Source organism: Paracoccus sp. Arc7-R13, from assembly GCF_004010775.1.
Taxonomy (GTDB): domain Bacteria; phylum Pseudomonadota; class Alphaproteobacteria; order Rhodobacterales; family Rhodobacteraceae; genus Paracoccus; species Paracoccus marcusii.
In genome coordinates this window covers 1,084,851-1,099,156 of sequence record NZ_CP034810.1, presented here as the reverse complement: position 1 = coordinate 1,099,156, position 14,306 = coordinate 1,084,851, and the positions used below count along the sequence as shown (strand labels likewise).

Annotated in this window: 17 protein-coding genes; 10 read left to right on the top strand and 7 right to left on the bottom strand. The window is 66.9% G+C overall.

Going from position 1 to position 14,306, the window contains the following annotated elements:
• Positions 1–68: 68 nt before the first annotated feature.
• Entirely contained in the window at positions 69–977 is a 909-nt protein-coding gene (locus EOJ32_RS05460; RefSeq protein ID WP_127897943.1) for an SDR family oxidoreductase, read from the top strand.
• A 70-nt stretch (positions 978–1,047) separates the two neighbouring features.
• Here EOJ32_RS05460 and parC read toward each other — a convergent pair whose 3' ends face one another.
• The gene (parC, locus tag EOJ32_RS05455; RefSeq protein WP_127899301.1) at positions 1,048–3,291 is read right to left on the bottom strand and encodes a DNA topoisomerase IV subunit A; all 2,244 of its coding nucleotides are present in this window, start codon (positions 3,289–3,291) and stop codon (positions 1,048–1,050) included.
• 125 nt (positions 3,292–3,416) lie between these two features.
• On the opposite strand from parC, the gene EOJ32_RS05450 reads away from it, so the two are divergent.
• The 9 genes from EOJ32_RS05450 (at position 3,417) to betC (ending at position 10,835) form a co-directional block, all read left to right on the top strand.
• On the top strand, positions 3,417–3,932 hold the full coding sequence (locus EOJ32_RS05450) for an SH3 domain-containing protein (protein WP_127897942.1): 516 nt from the start codon (positions 3,417–3,419) through the stop codon (positions 3,930–3,932).
• Positions 3,929–4,747, top strand: coding sequence for an SDR family NAD(P)-dependent oxidoreductase (locus tag EOJ32_RS05445; protein ID WP_127897941.1), 819 nt, complete (start codon positions 3,929–3,931; stop codon positions 4,745–4,747). Before EOJ32_RS05450 ends, EOJ32_RS05445 begins: the two co-directional genes overlap by 4 nt.
• A 27-nt stretch (positions 4,748–4,774) precedes the next feature.
• Entirely contained in the window at positions 4,775–4,975 is a 201-nt protein-coding gene (locus tag EOJ32_RS05440; protein ID WP_127897940.1) for a twin transmembrane helix small protein, read from the top strand.
• Complete coding sequence (locus EOJ32_RS05435) at positions 4,975–5,547, top strand: cob(I)yrinic acid a,c-diamide adenosyltransferase (protein ID WP_046000094.1); 573 nt, start codon at positions 4,975–4,977, stop codon at positions 5,545–5,547. Before EOJ32_RS05440 ends, EOJ32_RS05435 begins: the two co-directional genes overlap by 1 nt.
• A gap of 111 nt (positions 5,548–5,658) precedes the next feature.
• Positions 5,659–6,417, top strand: coding sequence for an electron transfer flavoprotein subunit beta/FixA family protein (locus tag EOJ32_RS05430; protein WP_046000093.1), 759 nt, complete (start codon positions 5,659–5,661; stop codon positions 6,415–6,417).
• A complete protein-coding gene (locus EOJ32_RS05425) occupies positions 6,417–7,343 on the top strand; it encodes an electron transfer flavoprotein subunit alpha/FixB family protein (RefSeq protein WP_127897939.1) in 927 nt (308 codons plus the stop codon). Before EOJ32_RS05430 ends, EOJ32_RS05425 begins: the two co-directional genes overlap by 1 nt.
• Positions 7,344–7,453: 110 nt before the next feature.
• Positions 7,454–8,329, top strand: a complete 876-nt coding sequence (locus tag EOJ32_RS05420; protein WP_045982758.1) for a 3-hydroxybutyryl-CoA dehydrogenase — start codon at positions 7,454–7,456, stop codon at positions 8,327–8,329.
• 76 nt (positions 8,330–8,405) lie between these two features.
• Positions 8,406–9,335: a choline ABC transporter substrate-binding protein gene (gene choX, locus EOJ32_RS05415; RefSeq protein WP_045982757.1), complete on the top strand. Its 930-nt coding sequence runs from the start codon at positions 8,406–8,408 to the stop codon at positions 9,333–9,335.
• A 30-nt stretch (positions 9,336–9,365) separates the two neighbouring features.
• Positions 9,366–10,835, top strand: a complete 1,470-nt coding sequence (gene betC, locus EOJ32_RS05410) for a choline-sulfatase (protein ID WP_127899300.1) — start codon at positions 9,366–9,368, stop codon at positions 10,833–10,835.
• 33 nt (positions 10,836–10,868) lie between these two features.
• Here the strand turns inward: betC and EOJ32_RS05405 are convergent, their stop codons facing one another.
• The 6 genes from EOJ32_RS05405 to EOJ32_RS05380 all read right to left on the bottom strand — a co-directional run bounded on the left by EOJ32_RS05405 (position 10,869) and on the right by EOJ32_RS05380 (position 14,120).
• On the bottom strand, positions 10,869–11,270 hold the full coding sequence (locus EOJ32_RS05405) for a DUF2852 domain-containing protein (RefSeq protein WP_052714837.1): 402 nt from the start codon (positions 11,268–11,270) through the stop codon (positions 10,869–10,871).
• 85 nt (positions 11,271–11,355) lie between these two features.
• On the bottom strand, positions 11,356–11,985 hold the full coding sequence (locus tag EOJ32_RS05400; protein WP_240542502.1) for a TetR/AcrR family transcriptional regulator: 630 nt from the start codon (positions 11,983–11,985) through the stop codon (positions 11,356–11,358).
• Positions 11,985–12,263, bottom strand: a complete 279-nt coding sequence (locus EOJ32_RS05395; RefSeq protein WP_127897938.1) for an HPr family phosphocarrier protein — start codon at positions 12,261–12,263, stop codon at positions 11,985–11,987. The genes EOJ32_RS05400 and EOJ32_RS05395 overlap by 1 nt, the downstream gene beginning before the upstream one ends.
• Positions 12,260–12,682 carry a PTS sugar transporter subunit IIA gene (locus EOJ32_RS05390; RefSeq protein ID WP_045982754.1) on the bottom strand — a complete coding sequence of 141 codons (423 nt, stop codon included), beginning with the start codon at positions 12,680–12,682 and terminating at the stop codon, positions 12,260–12,262. Before EOJ32_RS05390 ends, EOJ32_RS05395 begins: the two co-directional genes overlap by 4 nt.
• A gap of 43 nt (positions 12,683–12,725) precedes the next feature.
• Entirely contained in the window at positions 12,726–13,676 is a 951-nt protein-coding gene (gene rapZ / locus EOJ32_RS05385) for an RNase adapter RapZ (protein WP_127897937.1), read from the bottom strand.
• A gap of 30 nt (positions 13,677–13,706) precedes the next feature.
• Positions 13,707–14,120, bottom strand: coding sequence for an HPr kinase/phosphorylase (locus EOJ32_RS05380; protein WP_240542501.1), 414 nt, complete (start codon positions 14,118–14,120; stop codon positions 13,707–13,709).
• Positions 14,121–14,306: the final 186 nt, after the last annotated feature.

Here is a 14,306-nt window from a genome sequence, read left to right as displayed (position 1 = left end):
CCGGACGGACCGGAACATTCGCCGTGCTGTGCGGTTGGCCTGCGAACCGCAAACGCATGAGGCCACAGATGTCCGATACCCCCGCCCGTCCCCCGTTCCGCAGTGGCGCCATCGCCGAGCCGCGCCTTCCCGCCCCCGATTTCCCTGCGCAGGAACAGCCCTTTCCCGGCCTTGCCCAGAAGATGGACCCCCTGCCCGACCATGGCGAGACCAGCTATCGCGGCGCAGGCCGCCTATCGGGCAAGCGCGCCCTGATCACCGGCGGCGACAGCGGCATCGGCGCCGCAGCAGCCATCGCCTTTGCCCGCGAAGGCGCGGACGTCGCCATCTGCTATCTGCCCGACGAACAGGCCGATGCCGACGCGGTCGTCTCGCTGATCGAGGCGGAGGGCCGCGTGGCCGTCGCCGTTCCGGGCGACCTGCGCGACGAGGGCTTCTGCAAGGAGATGGTCGAGAGCGCCGTGTCCCAGCTGGGCGGGCTGGACATCCTGGTCAACAATGCCGGTCGCCAGCAGTTCTGCGAAAAGCTGGAGGACCTGACGACCGAGGATTTCGACGCCACGATGAAGACCAACATCTATGCGCCCTTCTGGGTGACGCGGGCCGCGCTGCCCCACATGGATGCGGGCGCATCGATCATCATCACCTCTTCGGTGCAGGCGTTCTCGGGGTCGGCGCATCTGTTCGACTATGCGCAGTCCAAGGCCGCGAACGTGGCATTCGCGCAGTCGCTGGCGAAACAGCTGGCCCCGCGCGGCATCCGCGTGAATGCGGTCTGTCCCGGCCCCTACTGGACCGCGCTGCAGATCAGCGGCGGCCAGCCGACCGACAAGGCAAAGGAACATGGCGCAAGCCAACCCCTGGGTCGCCCCGGGCAGCCGGTCGAGATCGCGCCGATCTATGTGCTGCTGGCCTCGGACGAGGCCAGCTATATCACCGGCGAATATTTCGGGTCCGTCGGCGGCGGCGGGCTCTGAGCGACCCTTCCGGGCAGCTCAACCGCCTTGGACCCTCGCGGCACGTCTCGGCGTCGCGAGGGGTGCCGCTTCAGGCAAAGCGGTTGTCGCGCGGGAAACCGCGCGGCGCCATTCGGCCGGCACTGCCCCGCTTGCCCAGCCATTCGGTCAGGTCCGGTTCGGTCCGGGTCTTGCCGCCGGTCATGGGCCAGGACAGGCCCTGCGCCAGCGTCAGGCAGATCGCATCGACCAGCTCATCCGCCTTGATCAGCCCACCGCCCTTGCCAAAGCGCTGCAGCCGCACGCCCTTGCCGCGTGCCATCTCGGGCAGTTCGGCCAAGGGAAAGACCAGCATCTTTCGGTTTTCGCCAACCACGGCGACGTGGTCGCCCGATACCGGACGACACAGCAGCGCGTCGCCATTCAGGACCTGCTTTCCGGTCTTTGTCTGAGCCAGGATGTCCCCCGCGCCCACGATGAACCCGTCGCCCGCCCGAGATGCCACCAGATACTTCGCCCCCTCGCGCCACGGGAACATGGCGATGACCTGCGCCTCGTTGGGCAGATCGACCATCAGGCGCAAGGGTTCTCCCATCCCGCGCCCGCCGGGCAGCGTGTTGACCGGAAGGGTGTAGAACCGCCCGTTCGACGCGAATATCATCAGCTTGTCGGTCGTCTCGGCATGCAGGGCCTGGCCGGGGCCGTCGCCGTCCTTGAACTTCAGTTCGGCGTCCAGCGGCTGATGGCCCTTCAGGGTGCGGATCCAGCCCATCTTCGACAGGACCACGGTCACCGGCTCACGCTCGATCATGGCCTCCAGGTCGATCACGGGCATCTCGGTGGCCTCGCTGATCGTGGTGCGGCGCTGACCCTCGGGGCGCGACTTGCCGAACAGGTTGCGCACCTCCTTCAGCTGGTCGGCGATGCGCGCCCATTGCGCGGCCTCGCTGTCCAGCATCGCCTGAAGCCCCTCGCGTTCGGTCAACAGGGCGTCGCGTTCGGCGCGCAGCTCGATCTCCTCTAGCTTGCGCAGGGCGCGCAGGCGCATGTTCAGGATCGCCTCGACCTGCACGTCGTTCAGGCCGAACTCGGCCATCATCACGGCCTTGGGCTCGTCCTTGGTCCGAATGATCTCGATCACGCGGTCCAGGTTCAGATAGGCGACCAGATAGCCTTCCAGCACCTCCAGGCGCGACGCGATCTTGTCCAGACGATAGGCCGCGCGGCGCACAAGAACGTCGCGGCGGTGGTCCAGGAACGCGCGCAGGACCTCCTTGAGCGAGCAGACCTTGGGCACGCGGCCGTCGATCAGCACGTTCATGTTCAGGTTGAACCGGATCTCCAGGTCGCTGGCGCGGAACAGCGCGCCCATCAGCTGTTCGGGGTCGACGGTGCGGGCACGCGGTTCGATGACGATGCGCACGTCCTCGGCGGATTCGTCGCGCACATCGGCAAAGATCGGAATCTTGCGCGTCTGGATCAGTTCGGCCAGCCGTTCGATCAGCTTGGATTTCTGCACCTGATAGGGAATCTCGGTGACGACGATCTGCCACAGCCCGCGGCCCAGATCCTCCTGCGTCCAGCGCGCGCGCAGGCGGAACGCGCCGCGCCCGGTGCGATAGGTCTCGGCGATGCTGTCCGCCGATTCGACCAGCACGCCGCCGGTCGGGAAATCGGGCCCTTTGATCAGGGTCGCCAGCGTGTCGTCGCGCGCGTCGGGCGTCTTGATCAGATGCAGGCAGGCGTCCACGACCTCGTGCAGGTTGTGGGGGGGGATGTTGGTTGCCATGCCTACCGCGATCCCCGACGCACCGTTGGCCAGCAGGTTCGGAAAGGCCGAGGGCAGCACGACCGGCTCGCTCAGCGTACCGTCATAGTTGGGGCGGAAATCGACCGAATCCTCGGCCAGGCCATCCATCAGCGCCTCGGACGTCGCGGCCAGGCGGGCCTCGGTGTATCGCGCAGCGGCAGGGTTGTCGCCGTCAATGTTGCCAAAGTTCCCCTGCCCGTCCACCAGCGGATAGCGCATGGCGAAATCCTGGGCCAGGCGGGCCATCGCGTCATAGATCGCGGCGTCGCCATGCGGGTGATAGTTGCCCATCACGTCGCCGGTGATCTTGGCCGACTTTCGGAACGCCCCGTTGGGCGCCAGGCGCAGTTCGCGCATCGCATAGAGGATGCGGCGGTGCACCGGCTTCAGCCCGTCGCGGGCATCGGGCAGCGCGCGGTGCATGATCGTGGACAGCGCATAGGTCAGGTACCGCTCGCCGATCGCGCGGCTGAGGGGTTCGGAAGAGGTGCCCTGTTCGGGCTGGGGGATCAGATCGTCGGCCATGCGCCTTGGATAGGCCCCATGGCCCGCCCGGTCCAGATCGAAAAGCTGGCCGGGAACGCTGCCGTCCGCGTGGCGTTGGACGATCAAATCGGTTAATCCGATGGCCGCAACGGGGGACGGGCGCGATGATCAGGCTGGGACTGCTGATGCTGGTGACGCTGCTGGGCGTGTTCATGACGCTGGACCGGTTCGGCCAAGGCGACCTGCGGACCGAACGCAAGCCGGAACCGGCAACGCGGGCCAGCGCCGCGACCGATGCGGGCGCGCCGTCGCTGACCGCCCCTGCGGCCGGCACCCTGCCCGCGACCCCGCCGGTCGACATCGTCCCCGCCGCCAGCCAGACCCCGGAACGCACGCAGCGCTTTCCCGGTCCGCCGTTGGAACCGTCGCCCGAATATGCGGGGGCGACACCGGAGGCCGCGCAAGCTGTGCCTGCCGACGGGCCGGTGCTGTATGTCACGGCCGACCGGGTGAACATGCGCGCAGGCGCGGGCACCGACAATCCGGTCGTGGCCAGCCTGACCGGCGGATCGGCGGTGCAGGCCTTGGGACCGACGGGCGGCGAATGGGTGCAGGTGCAGACGGCCGAAGGCCAGCAGGGATTCGTCTCGGCCCAGTTCCTGACGTCCGACGCCCCATGAGGCGCGTGCTGATCACCGGCTGTTCGTCGGGCATCGGCCTGGACGCCGCGCGCCACCTGCAGGCGCAGGGCTGGCAGGTCGTGGCCACCTGCCGCACCCCGACGGACATCGCCGCCCGGCAGGCCGAAGGGATGGAGTGCCTGCCCCTGGACCTTGCGTCCGAGGACAGCGTCGCCGCCTGCGCCGAGGCCGCGCTGGCCGGCGGTCCGATCGACGCGCTGGTCAACAACGCGGCGTTCGCCCTGCCCGGCGCGGTCGAGGACATGCCCCGCGGCGCCCTGCGCGCCATCTTCGAGGTCAATTTGCTTGGCACGCATGACCTGACCACCCGGCTGATCCCGCATTTCCGCGACCGCGGTGCGGGGCGGATCGTCACCATCAGTTCGGTCCTGGGGCTGGTCGGCATCCCGTGGCGCGGCCCCTATGTGGCCACGAAATTCGCGCTGGAGGGGCTGACCGACGTGCTGCGCCTCGAGATGCACGGCACCGGCATCCACGTCACCCTGATCGAGCCGGGGCCCATCACCAGCCGCATTCGCGAAAACGCCATCCCGCATTTCGAGCGGTGGGTGAACTGGCAGGCCAGCCCGCGCGCCGACCAGTACCACGCCAGCCTGCTCAAGCGCCTCTATGAGCCCTCGGGCAAGGACCGGTTCGAGCTGCCGCCGCGCGCGGTCAGCGACCGCATCCTGACCGCGCTGACGGCGGCGAATCCCGCCCCGCGCTACTATGTCACGGCGCCGACGCGCATTTCCGGGGTCGCGCGGCGGGTTCTGCCGACCCGCGCTCTGGACTGGTTTGCGCGGCGCAACTAGGTTGGCGGCCGAAAGGCGGTGTCCCCCATGCCCGATCAATCCCTGTTCCTTGTCACGATCCTGTCCGTCGGGGTCGTCATCGCGATCCTGCTGACGGGGATCGGCGGCTTTGCCAAAGGCGGCGATTTCAACCGCAAGCATGGCAACCGCATGATGCGCTGGCGGCTGTATGCCCAGGTCGCCGCGCTGGTCATCCTGATGCTGTTTTTGTGGCTGAGGTCGATTTGATGGTCGTTCTGAACAAGATCTATACCCGCACCGGCGACAAGGGCGACACCGCCCTGTCCGACGGCAGCCGCGTGGCCAAGCACGACCCCCGTGTCGAAGCGTACGGCACCGTCGACGAACTGAACGCGACCCTGGGCCTGTGCCGCCAGCATGCGACGGGCGATCTGGCCGAACGCATCGCCGTGATCCAGAACGACCTGTTCGACCTGGGCGCCGACCTGTCGCGCCCGAACATGGCCGCGGACGATCAGGCGGGCTATCCGGTCCTGCGCATCATCGACGCCCAGATCGACCGCCTCGAGGCCGAGATCGACGCGATGAACGCCAACATCGCGCCGCTGCGCAGCTTCATCCTGCCCGGTGGCAGCGCGCTGGCTGCGCATCTGCACCTGTCGCGGACGGTGGCGCGCCGGGCGGAACGCCGCGCCACCGAACTGCTGGCGGGGGGCGACGTGAACGCCAGTGCGATCCGCTATCTGAACCGGCTGTCGGACTGGTTGTTCGTCGCGGGCCGCGTGGCCAACAACGACGGCGCGGACGATATCCTGTGGGTGCCGGGCGCCAGCCGCTGACGGGGGCGTCGCCGCAAACGCTGCGTCCTGTGACGCTTTTGCCCTGTCCTTGCCGGATTTCCCTGTCTAACAATCCTGCGACAGATGACGCAAACAAAGGGAGAGAGGCCGATGAAAGTCCTCGTGCCAGTCAAGCGCGTGATCGACTATAACGTGAAGGCCCGCGTGAAGGCGGACGGATCGGGTGTCGATCTGGCCAACGTGAAGATGTCGATGAACCCCTTCGACGAGATCGCCGTCGAAGAAGCCATCCGCCTGAAGGAAAAGGGCGCGGCCACCGAGATCGTGGCCGTCAGCATCGGCGTCAAGCAGGCCGCCGAAACCCTGCGCACCGCGCTGGCCATGGGGGCGGACCGCGCCATCCTGGTCGTCGCCGCCGATGACGTGCATCAGGACATCGAACCGCTGGCCGTCGCCAAGATCCTCAAGGCCATCGTCGATGCCGAACAGCCGCAGCTGGTCATCGCCGGCAAGCAGGCGATCGACAACGACATGAACGCGACCGGCCAGATGCTGTCGGCCCTGCTGGGCTGGAGCCAGGCGACCTTCGCCAGCAAGCTGGAGATCGCGGGCGACGCGGCCCATGTCACCCGCGAGGTCGACGGCGGCCTGCAGACCATCGAGGTCAAGCTGCCCGCCATCGTGACCGCCGACCTGCGCCTGAACGAGCCGCGCTATGCGTCGCTGCCCAACATCATGAAGGCCAAGAAGAAGCCGCTGGAGGAGAAGACCGCCGCCGATTACGGCGTCGACGTCACCCCGCGCCTGACCGTGGTCAAGACCCGCGAACCCGAGGGCCGCAAGGCCGGGATCAAGGTCGGCTCGGTCGACGAACTTGTGTCGAAACTCAAAGAAGCGGGGATCGTGTGATGGCTGTTCTTCTTCTGGCCGAAGTCACCGGCGGCGAACTGAACCGCGATGCGACCGCCAAGGCCGTCCATGCCGTCACCGCCCTGGGCGACGTGACCGTGCTGTGCGCAGGCGCGCAGGCGCGTGCGGCGGCCGATCAGGCCGCGACCATCGCCGGCGTCTCCAAGGTGCTGGTCGCCGAGGATGCGCGTTACGGCCACCGGCTGGCCGAACCGACCGCCGCGCTGATCGTGGCGCTGGCGGGCGATTACAGCCACATCGCGGCCCCCGCCACCACGGATGCCAAGAACGTCATGCCGCGTGTCGCGGCCCTGCTGGACGTGATGGTGATGTCCGACGTCTCCGCCGTGATCGACGCCGACACGTTCGAGCGTCCGGTCTATGCCGGCAACGCCATCCAGACGATCACCTCGGCCGACAGCAAGAAGGTCATGACCATCCGCGTGGCCAGCTTTGACGCGGCCGGCGAAGGTCCCGCGGCGCCCGTGTCCGACGCCACGCTGGCGGACGATCCGGCCCTGTCGAAATGGCTGAACGACGAGGTCGCCCAGAACGACCGCCCCGAGCTGACCTCGGCCGGACGTGTCGTGTCGGGGGGGCGCGCCCTGGGCTCCAAGGAGCAGTTCGTGATGATCGAACAGCTGGCCGACAAGCTGGGCGCCGCCGTCGGCGCATCGCGCGCGGCGGTCGATTCGGGCTATGCCCCGAACGACTGGCAGGTGGGCCAGACCGGCAAGGTCGTGGCGCCCGCGCTCTACGTCGCGGTCGGCATTTCCGGTGCGATCCAGCACCTGGCCGGCATGAAGGACAGCAAGGTCATCGTGGCCATCAACAAGGACGAGGAAGCGCCGATCTTCCAGGTCGCCGATTACGGCCTGGTGGGCGATCTGTTCACCATCGTCCCGGAACTGACCGAAAAGCTGTAATCCCGCACAAGGATTGCCACGGACCGCCCCCCGGCGACGGGGGGCGGTTTTGCATTGCAGCATGTCCCGCCCCGCCCTATCGTCCCGGCGTCGGAACAGGGGATGCAGGCATGACGGTTCAATCGGTTGGCGTGATCGGCGCAGGTCAGATGGGCAACGGCATCGCGCATGTCTTTGCGGTGGCGGGCTATGACGTGCTGCTGACCGACATCAGCCAGGATGCGCTGAACAAGGCCATCGCCCTGATCGACCGCAACCTGGAACGCCAGGTCGCCCGCGACAAGATCACCGCCGAGGTCAAGGCGACCGCCATGGGCCATATCCGCACGACGCTGAAGCTGTCGGACCTGGGCCAATGCGACCTGGTGATCGAGGCCGCGACCGAACGCGAGACGGTGAAGCAGGCGATCTTCGAGGACCTGGTCCCGCACCTGAAGCCCGAGACGATCCTGACGTCGAACACGTCGTCGATCTCGATCACGCGGCTGGCCTCGCGCACCGACCGGCCCGAAAAATTCATGGGGTTCCACTTCATGAACCCCGTTCCCGTCATGCAGCTGGTCGAGCTGATCCGCGGCATCGCCACGGACGAGGCGACCTATCGCGAACTGCACGCCGTCGTCGAGAAGCTGGGCAAGACATCGGCCACCGCCGAAGATTTCCCCGCCTTTATCGTGAATCGCATCCTGATGCCGATGATCAACGAGGCGGTCTATACGCTCTACGAGGGCGTGGGATCGGTCAGCAGCATCGACAGCGCGATGAAGCTGGGCACCAACCACCCGATGGGCCCGCTGGAGTTGGCCGATTTCATCGGCCTGGACACCTGTCTGGCCATCATGAACGTGCTGCATGACGGCTTGGCCGACACGAAATACCGCCCCTGCCCGTTGTTGACGAAATATGTCGAGGCCGGTTGGCTGGGCCGCAAGACGGGCCGCGGCTTTTATGATTATCGCGGCGATACACCAGTTCCGACGCGCTGACTGTCGCATTCAGGCGGGCGCGCCCTGAGAATCTGCCCAGCATGAGGGCAGATCTTCACACCGACAGGAGAGACCCATGACCAAGCCCATCCTTGCCGCCCTGCTTCTGGGCGTGGCCGCCCTGCCTGCCCATGCCGCCGATCCTGCCGAATGCGGCACCGTGCGCCTGTCCGATCCGGGCTGGACGGACATCACCGCGACGAACGGCGTCGCGGCGGTCGTGCTGGAGGCCCTGGGCTATGCCCCGAACATCGCCACCCTGTCCGTTCCCGTCGGCTATGAGGCGCTGAAGGGCGCGCAGACCGACGTGTTCCTGGGCAACTGGATGCCGGCGCAGGCCGCGTTCCGCGAGGATCTGGACGCCGATGGCGGCGTGACCGAGCTGGCGCAGAACCTGGAGGGCGCCAAGTTCACCTTGGCCGTGAACCCCGCCGCCGCGGCCCTCGGCGTCGCGGATTTCGCCGATCTGGACGCCCATCGCGACGCGTTCGAGGGCAAGATCTATGGCATCGAACCCGGCGCCCCCGCGAACCAGAACATCCAGGGCATGATCGATGCCGATCTGTTCGGCCTGGGCGATTGGGAGCTGGTCGAGAGCGGTGAACAGGCGATGCTGGCGCAGGTCACCCGCAATGCCGATACGCCCACCGTCTTCCTGGCCTGGGCGCCCCACCCGATGAACGAGGCGATCGAGATCACCTATCTGTCGGGCGGCGACGAACAGTTCGGCCCCGATTTTGGCGGTGCGACCGTCCACACCCTTGCCCGCAGCGAATGGGCCGAAATGTGCCCCAATGCAGCGCGGCTGTTCAGCCAGCTGGTCTTCGACGTGTCAATGGAGAACCAGCTGATGGGCGCGATCCTGGACGACGGCGCCGATGCGCAGGACGCGGCGCGCGAGTGGTTGGCCGCCAATCCCGATGCGATGGGTCCCTGGCTGGACGGCGTCACCACGCTGGACGGGCAGCCCGGCCTGGATGCCGTGCAGGCCGCCGTCGCCGGATAACAGCCCGTGAAACCCAATATCCTGATCCTCATGGCGGATCAGCTGTCGGGGGTTCTTTTCCCCGACGGCCCCGCCGCTTTCCTGCACAGCCCGAACCTGCGGCGACTGGCCGAACGGTCGACCCGGTTCGCGAACACCTATACCGGCAGCCCGCTTTGCGCGCCGGGGCGGGCCAGCTTCATGTCGGGCCAGTTGCCAAGTCGCACGCGGGTCTATGACAACGCGGCGGAATTCGCGTCCGACATCCCGACCTATGCGCATCACCTGCGCCGGGCGGGGTACCACACCTGCCTGTCGGGCAAGATGCATTTCGTCGGCCCTGACCAGTTGCACGGCTTCGAGGAGCGTCTGACCACCGACATCTATCCCGCCGATTTCGGCTGGACCCCGGATTACCGCAAGCCGGGGGAGCGGATCGACTGGTGGTACCACAATCTTGGATCCGTCACCGGCGCGGGCGTGGCCGAGATCACCAATCAGCTGGAATATGACGACGAGGTCGCCCATCACGCGACGCGCAAGCTGTACGATCTGGCACGCGGGGCCGACGGCCGGCCGTGGTGCCTGACCGTCAGCTTTACCCACCCCCACGATCCGTTCGTGGCGAGGCGCAAGTACTGGGACCTGTACGACGGCATCCCGGAACTGGAGCCGCCGCGGCCGATCCCCTATGACCAGCAGGACCCGCATTCGCAGCGCCTGATGGATGCGTGCGATTGGCGCGGGCTAGAGATCACCGACGATCATATCCGGCGCGCGCGGCAGGGCTATTTTGCCAATATCAGCTATGTCGATGACAAGATCGGCCAGATCCTGGACGTGCTGGAGGCGACACGCCAGCAGGACACGATCATCCTGTTCCTGTCCGACCACGGCGAGATGCTGGGCGAACGCGGGCTGTGGTTCAAGATGAACTTCTTCGAAGGCTCGGCCCGGGTGCCGCTGATGATCGCCGCGCCGGACATGGCGCCAAGACGTGTCGACCAGCCGGTCAGCACCATCGACGTGCTGCCGACGCTGTGCGACCTGGCGGGCCTTCCGATGGACGAGATCGCGCCCTGGACCGATGGCCGGTCGCTGGCGCGAGGCGCGCCGCGTGGTCCGGTGCCGATGGAGTATGCCGCCGAGGGCAGCATCGCACCCATGGTCGCCCTGCGCGACGGGCGCTGGAAATACATCGCCTGCGACGCCGATCCCGAAATACTGTTTGATCTGGACAGCGACCCGGCAGAGTGCGTGAACTTGGCCGGCGATCCGGCCCATGCGGCGGTGCTGTCCGATCTGCGTGCACAGGCGGCGCAGCGGTGGGACCTGTCGGCCTATGACGCGCAGGTGCGTCATTCGCAGGCCCGCCGCTGGATCGTGTACGAGGCGTTACGCAACGGGGCCTATTATCCATGGGACCACCAGCCGCTGCAGCGTGCGTCCGAACGCTACATGCGCAATCACATGGACCTGAACGTGCTGGAGGAAAACCAGCGGTTTCCCCGTGGCGAATAGGAACGGGGGCCGGTCACCCGGCCCCTGATCTGCTTACGCGTCGGTTTTGGCGTCGCGCTTTTCCATGAACTGATCGAATTCCGCCTTGTCCTTAGCCTCGCGCAGCTTGGCCAGGAAGTCGATGAATTCGCGATGCTCGTCCTCCAGCCGCTTCAACGTCTCGGCGCGATAGGCGTCGAAGGCGCTGTTGCCGGTCGACGGCGCGGAATAGCGGGGGGCGGCGGTGCGTTTGCTGCATCCGAACATGCGTTTGCTCCAGATCATGTAGCCCAGAAGGGCCAGGCCCACGGGCCAGACGAAGATGAAACCCAGCACCATGGCGACAAGCCAGGCGGGGCGACCGCGCGCATCCAGCCAGTCGCGACCACGGGCCAGCACATCGGTGATGCGCTGCTGGGTCGTCGCCGGGCGAAGCACGGGGGTTGCGATGGTCATCTGTGGTATCTCCCTATGTTAATGTGAATTACATTTACATAGATGGGTGGCGAGGAGGGTTCCGTCAAGATCGTCGTGCAACTATTCAATCCTGGATCAGTCCAAGCCCGCGCAGATAGATCAGCGCCCCGCTTTCCAGCATTTCGGACGGCTCGACCGGGCTGCGGCAGCCGGGCTTGCCGCGGCCGAACAGCTCGACCACACCGTGGCTCAACGCCCAGATGTGGTTGGCCACCATGCGGGCGGGCGGACGGCGGTCTTCGGGCAGGCGGGCGGCCATCGCCTCGGCCGCGGTTACAAGCACGCCCTGCGCCCGCGCAGATGCGGCCGCCAGATCGACATTGCCCACGACAGAGATGCCGCTTTCGAACATCGCCATGTAATAACCGGGCCGTTCGGCGGCAAAGTCCAGATAGGTCTGGCCCATGCGCAGGAACGCGGTCAGAGGCCGCGGACGGCCACCGTCGAATGCGGCCTCCAGCCGGGCGGCGAATTCGATGAAGCCCTGGCGCGCGACCTCCTCTAGCAGGTCGTCGCGACCCTTGAAGTGGCGATAAGGGGCGGCTGGGGACACGCCGGCGCGGCGCGCGGCCTCGGTCAGGGTGAAGGCCTGCGGGCCCTTCTCCTGGACCAGGTCGGCGGTCGCCTCGACCAGGGCCTGGCGCAGGTTGCCGTGGTGATAGGACTTGCGGTCGGGGGTGATGGGCGCGGCCACTACATGCCTTCGCCGAAATAGTCCCCCACAAGCGCCTCCAGCGCGTCCGCCAGGGCCTGCGCCTCGGGGCCGGAGGTGGTCACGCGGATCTGGCTGCCGCGCGGGGCGGTCAGCATCAGCAGACCCATGATGCTGTCGCCAGAGACGGCCATGCCGTCCTTTTCGACCCTTGCCTGCGCGTCATGCCGTTCGACCACGTCAACGAACTTGGCGCTGGCCCGGGCGTGCAGGCCCTTGACGTTGATGATCGACAGGTCGCGGGTGATCGCATCGGTCATCGCGGATACCGCCCGCTGTCCAGCGCGGCCTCGGGCGGGACGTTGTAGGAATTGATGTACTTGCGCCCCGCGTCCTTGGCAAAGCCCACCGCGACCGGCACGCTGAGATGCCGCGACTTGGCCAGCTTGACCAGCATCGGCAGGTTGGCACCGTAGAGGATGGTGCGGTCCTGCACCGCGCAGGCCGGCAGGGACAGGTTCGAGGGAGACCCGCCGAACAGATCGGTCACCAGGACGACGCCGTCGCCCAGATCGACCGCATCCGCGGCCGCCTTGATCTCGGCGGTCTTGGCTGCGCGATCATGATCATCCTCGATCGCGACGGCGGCGATGCCGACCTGCGGACCCACGACATGTTCGACGGCCGAGAGATACTCTCGGGCCAATCCCCCATGCGCCACTATGACAATACCGATCAACGCGCCTCACCAAGCCCAGAAGACTTCCAAAACACCCCAAACCTCATGACGCCTGCCTTTGCGACGCGCGAGCCTCGCCCGCAGGCGATGCGTCCGCACCAGACTGCAGCGTCATGCCCCGACGCTCCAGTTCCCTGTGCCTTATTGACACCGGCCAGCCCGCATCTGCAAGCGCCAGGGCCATCTTTTCCACCAAAGTGACGGAACGATGCTGTCCCCCGGTACAGCCGAAACCGACCGCCAGGTGCGATTTGCCCTCGTCCATATGGGCTGGCAGAAGAAATTCGACCAGATCCCGGGTCCGCTGAAAGAATTCGGCGAATCGCGGATCGGCGGCGACATGCGCCTGCACGCGGTCGTCACGACCGTCCAGCGGCCGCAGGTCCGGGTTCCAGTGCGGATTGGCCAGAAAGCGACAGTCGAACATCAGGTCCAGGCCCCGCGGCACGCCACGTTTGTAGCTGAAGGAGTGCAGCGACACGCTGAGCCGCCGGTCGGGGCGCACGTCGAACCACCGCGTCAGCTCGGCCTTGAGGTCATGGGGCGACAGTTCGGTCGTATCGACCAGCACATCGGCCCGCACGCGGATCGGTGCAAGCAGGTCGATCTCGGCCAAGACCCCGGCCATCGGCGCCTCATCGGGGGCCAAGGGATGGCGGCGGCGCGTCTCGCTGTAGCGGCGGACCAGGGTATCGGCGTCGCAGTCCAGATACAGCACCTCGGGCGCATAGCCGGGAAGGCGCGTCAGTCGGTCAATCAGCTCGATCACGTTGAAGGCGGAAAAGTCGCGATTGCGCACGTCCAGCCCCAAGGCCAGCGGCGTCGGACGCGCGGGTCCGTCCAGCAGGCGCGGGATCAGCGACAAGGGCAGGTTGTCGATCGCCTCGAAGCCCAGATCCTCCAGCACGTTGATGGCGGTCGATCGCCCTGCCCCGGACGGCCCGGTGACCAGCACCAGCCGTTGGGCCTCGGGTTCGATGGCGTCGTGGTCCATGCGTCCTTCCCTATGGCGCTGCGCGCGCGGTCATGCCAGCCGTCGGCCCAGCATCAGCTGCCGCAATGCAGCGTAAAGATGGGGGCGATAGGGGCCCAGCACAAGCGAAACCCGGACCCCCAGCCAATGTTGATGGCGCACCTGTGGCAACCGGTCCTCTTCGTCGCGTCCAAGGTCGCAGGCCAAGGCCACCGGGACCGGCGCCGACGGCTCTGCCTGAAGGATGCCCACGCCCCGCGCCTCGATGCGTCCCAGCAGCGGCAATGGCGCCTGCGCCATCAGTCGGCCCGCGGACAGGCGCAGGTCGGTGCGGTCATCGGCGACCAGCGTCGCGCCCACTGCCATCAGCTGCAGCGCCAAGGTGGACTTGCCGGATCCGGACGGTCCCAGAATGACAAGTCCACCCCCGTCAAGCGCGACCGTGGTCGCGTGAACCTGCATCATGCGAATCACCTCCTGATCCGATCCTGCCCGAAAACAGGTTAATTTTCCGCCTGTGGCACGGCGTCGCGCCGGCTAAACGGTCCTGATGGCGATAACATTTGATGTTTCCGCTAACTGTTTGCGCTGACTTGTTTCGGGCCGAATCCGCCGTGCTATAGGCCGATGAAACGCCGCACCCCAAGCCAC

Coding starts and splice junctions, on each gene's coding strand:
- EOJ32_RS05380 (WP_240542501.1), bottom strand. CDS start 14,120: ATGATGCAGGTTCACGCGACCACGGTCGCGCTTGACGGGGGTGGACTT.
- EOJ32_RS05425 (WP_127897939.1), top strand. CDS start 6,417: ATGGCTGTTCTTCTTCTGGCCGAAGTCACCGGCGGCGAACTGAACCGC.
- EOJ32_RS05405 (WP_052714837.1), bottom strand. CDS start 11,270: ATGACCATCGCAACCCCCGTGCTTCGCCCGGCGACGACCCAGCAGCGC.
- parC (WP_127899301.1), bottom strand. CDS start 3,291: ATGGCCGACGATCTGATCCCCCAGCCCGAACAGGGCACCTCTTCCGAA.
- EOJ32_RS05435 (WP_046000094.1), top strand. CDS start 4,975: ATGGTCGTTCTGAACAAGATCTATACCCGCACCGGCGACAAGGGCGAC.
- EOJ32_RS05420 (WP_045982758.1), top strand. CDS start 7,454: ATGACGGTTCAATCGGTTGGCGTGATCGGCGCAGGTCAGATGGGCAAC.
- choX (WP_045982757.1), top strand. CDS start 8,406: ATGACCAAGCCCATCCTTGCCGCCCTGCTTCTGGGCGTGGCCGCCCTG.
- EOJ32_RS05450 (WP_127897942.1), top strand. CDS start 3,417: ATGATCAGGCTGGGACTGCTGATGCTGGTGACGCTGCTGGGCGTGTTC.
- betC (WP_127899300.1), top strand. CDS start 9,366: ATGGCGGATCAGCTGTCGGGGGTTCTTTTCCCCGACGGCCCCGCCGCT.
- EOJ32_RS05440 (WP_127897940.1), top strand. CDS start 4,775: ATGCCCGATCAATCCCTGTTCCTTGTCACGATCCTGTCCGTCGGGGTC.
- rapZ (WP_127897937.1), bottom strand. CDS start 13,676: ATGGACCACGACGCCATCGAACCCGAGGCCCAACGGCTGGTGCTGGTC.
- EOJ32_RS05460 (WP_127897943.1), top strand. CDS start 69: ATGTCCGATACCCCCGCCCGTCCCCCGTTCCGCAGTGGCGCCATCGCC.
- EOJ32_RS05395 (WP_127897938.1), bottom strand. CDS start 12,263: ATGACCGATGCGATCACCCGCGACCTGTCGATCATCAACGTCAAGGGC.
- EOJ32_RS05445 (WP_127897941.1), top strand. CDS start 3,929: ATGAGGCGCGTGCTGATCACCGGCTGTTCGTCGGGCATCGGCCTGGAC.
- EOJ32_RS05430 (WP_046000093.1), top strand. CDS start 5,659: ATGAAAGTCCTCGTGCCAGTCAAGCGCGTGATCGACTATAACGTGAAG.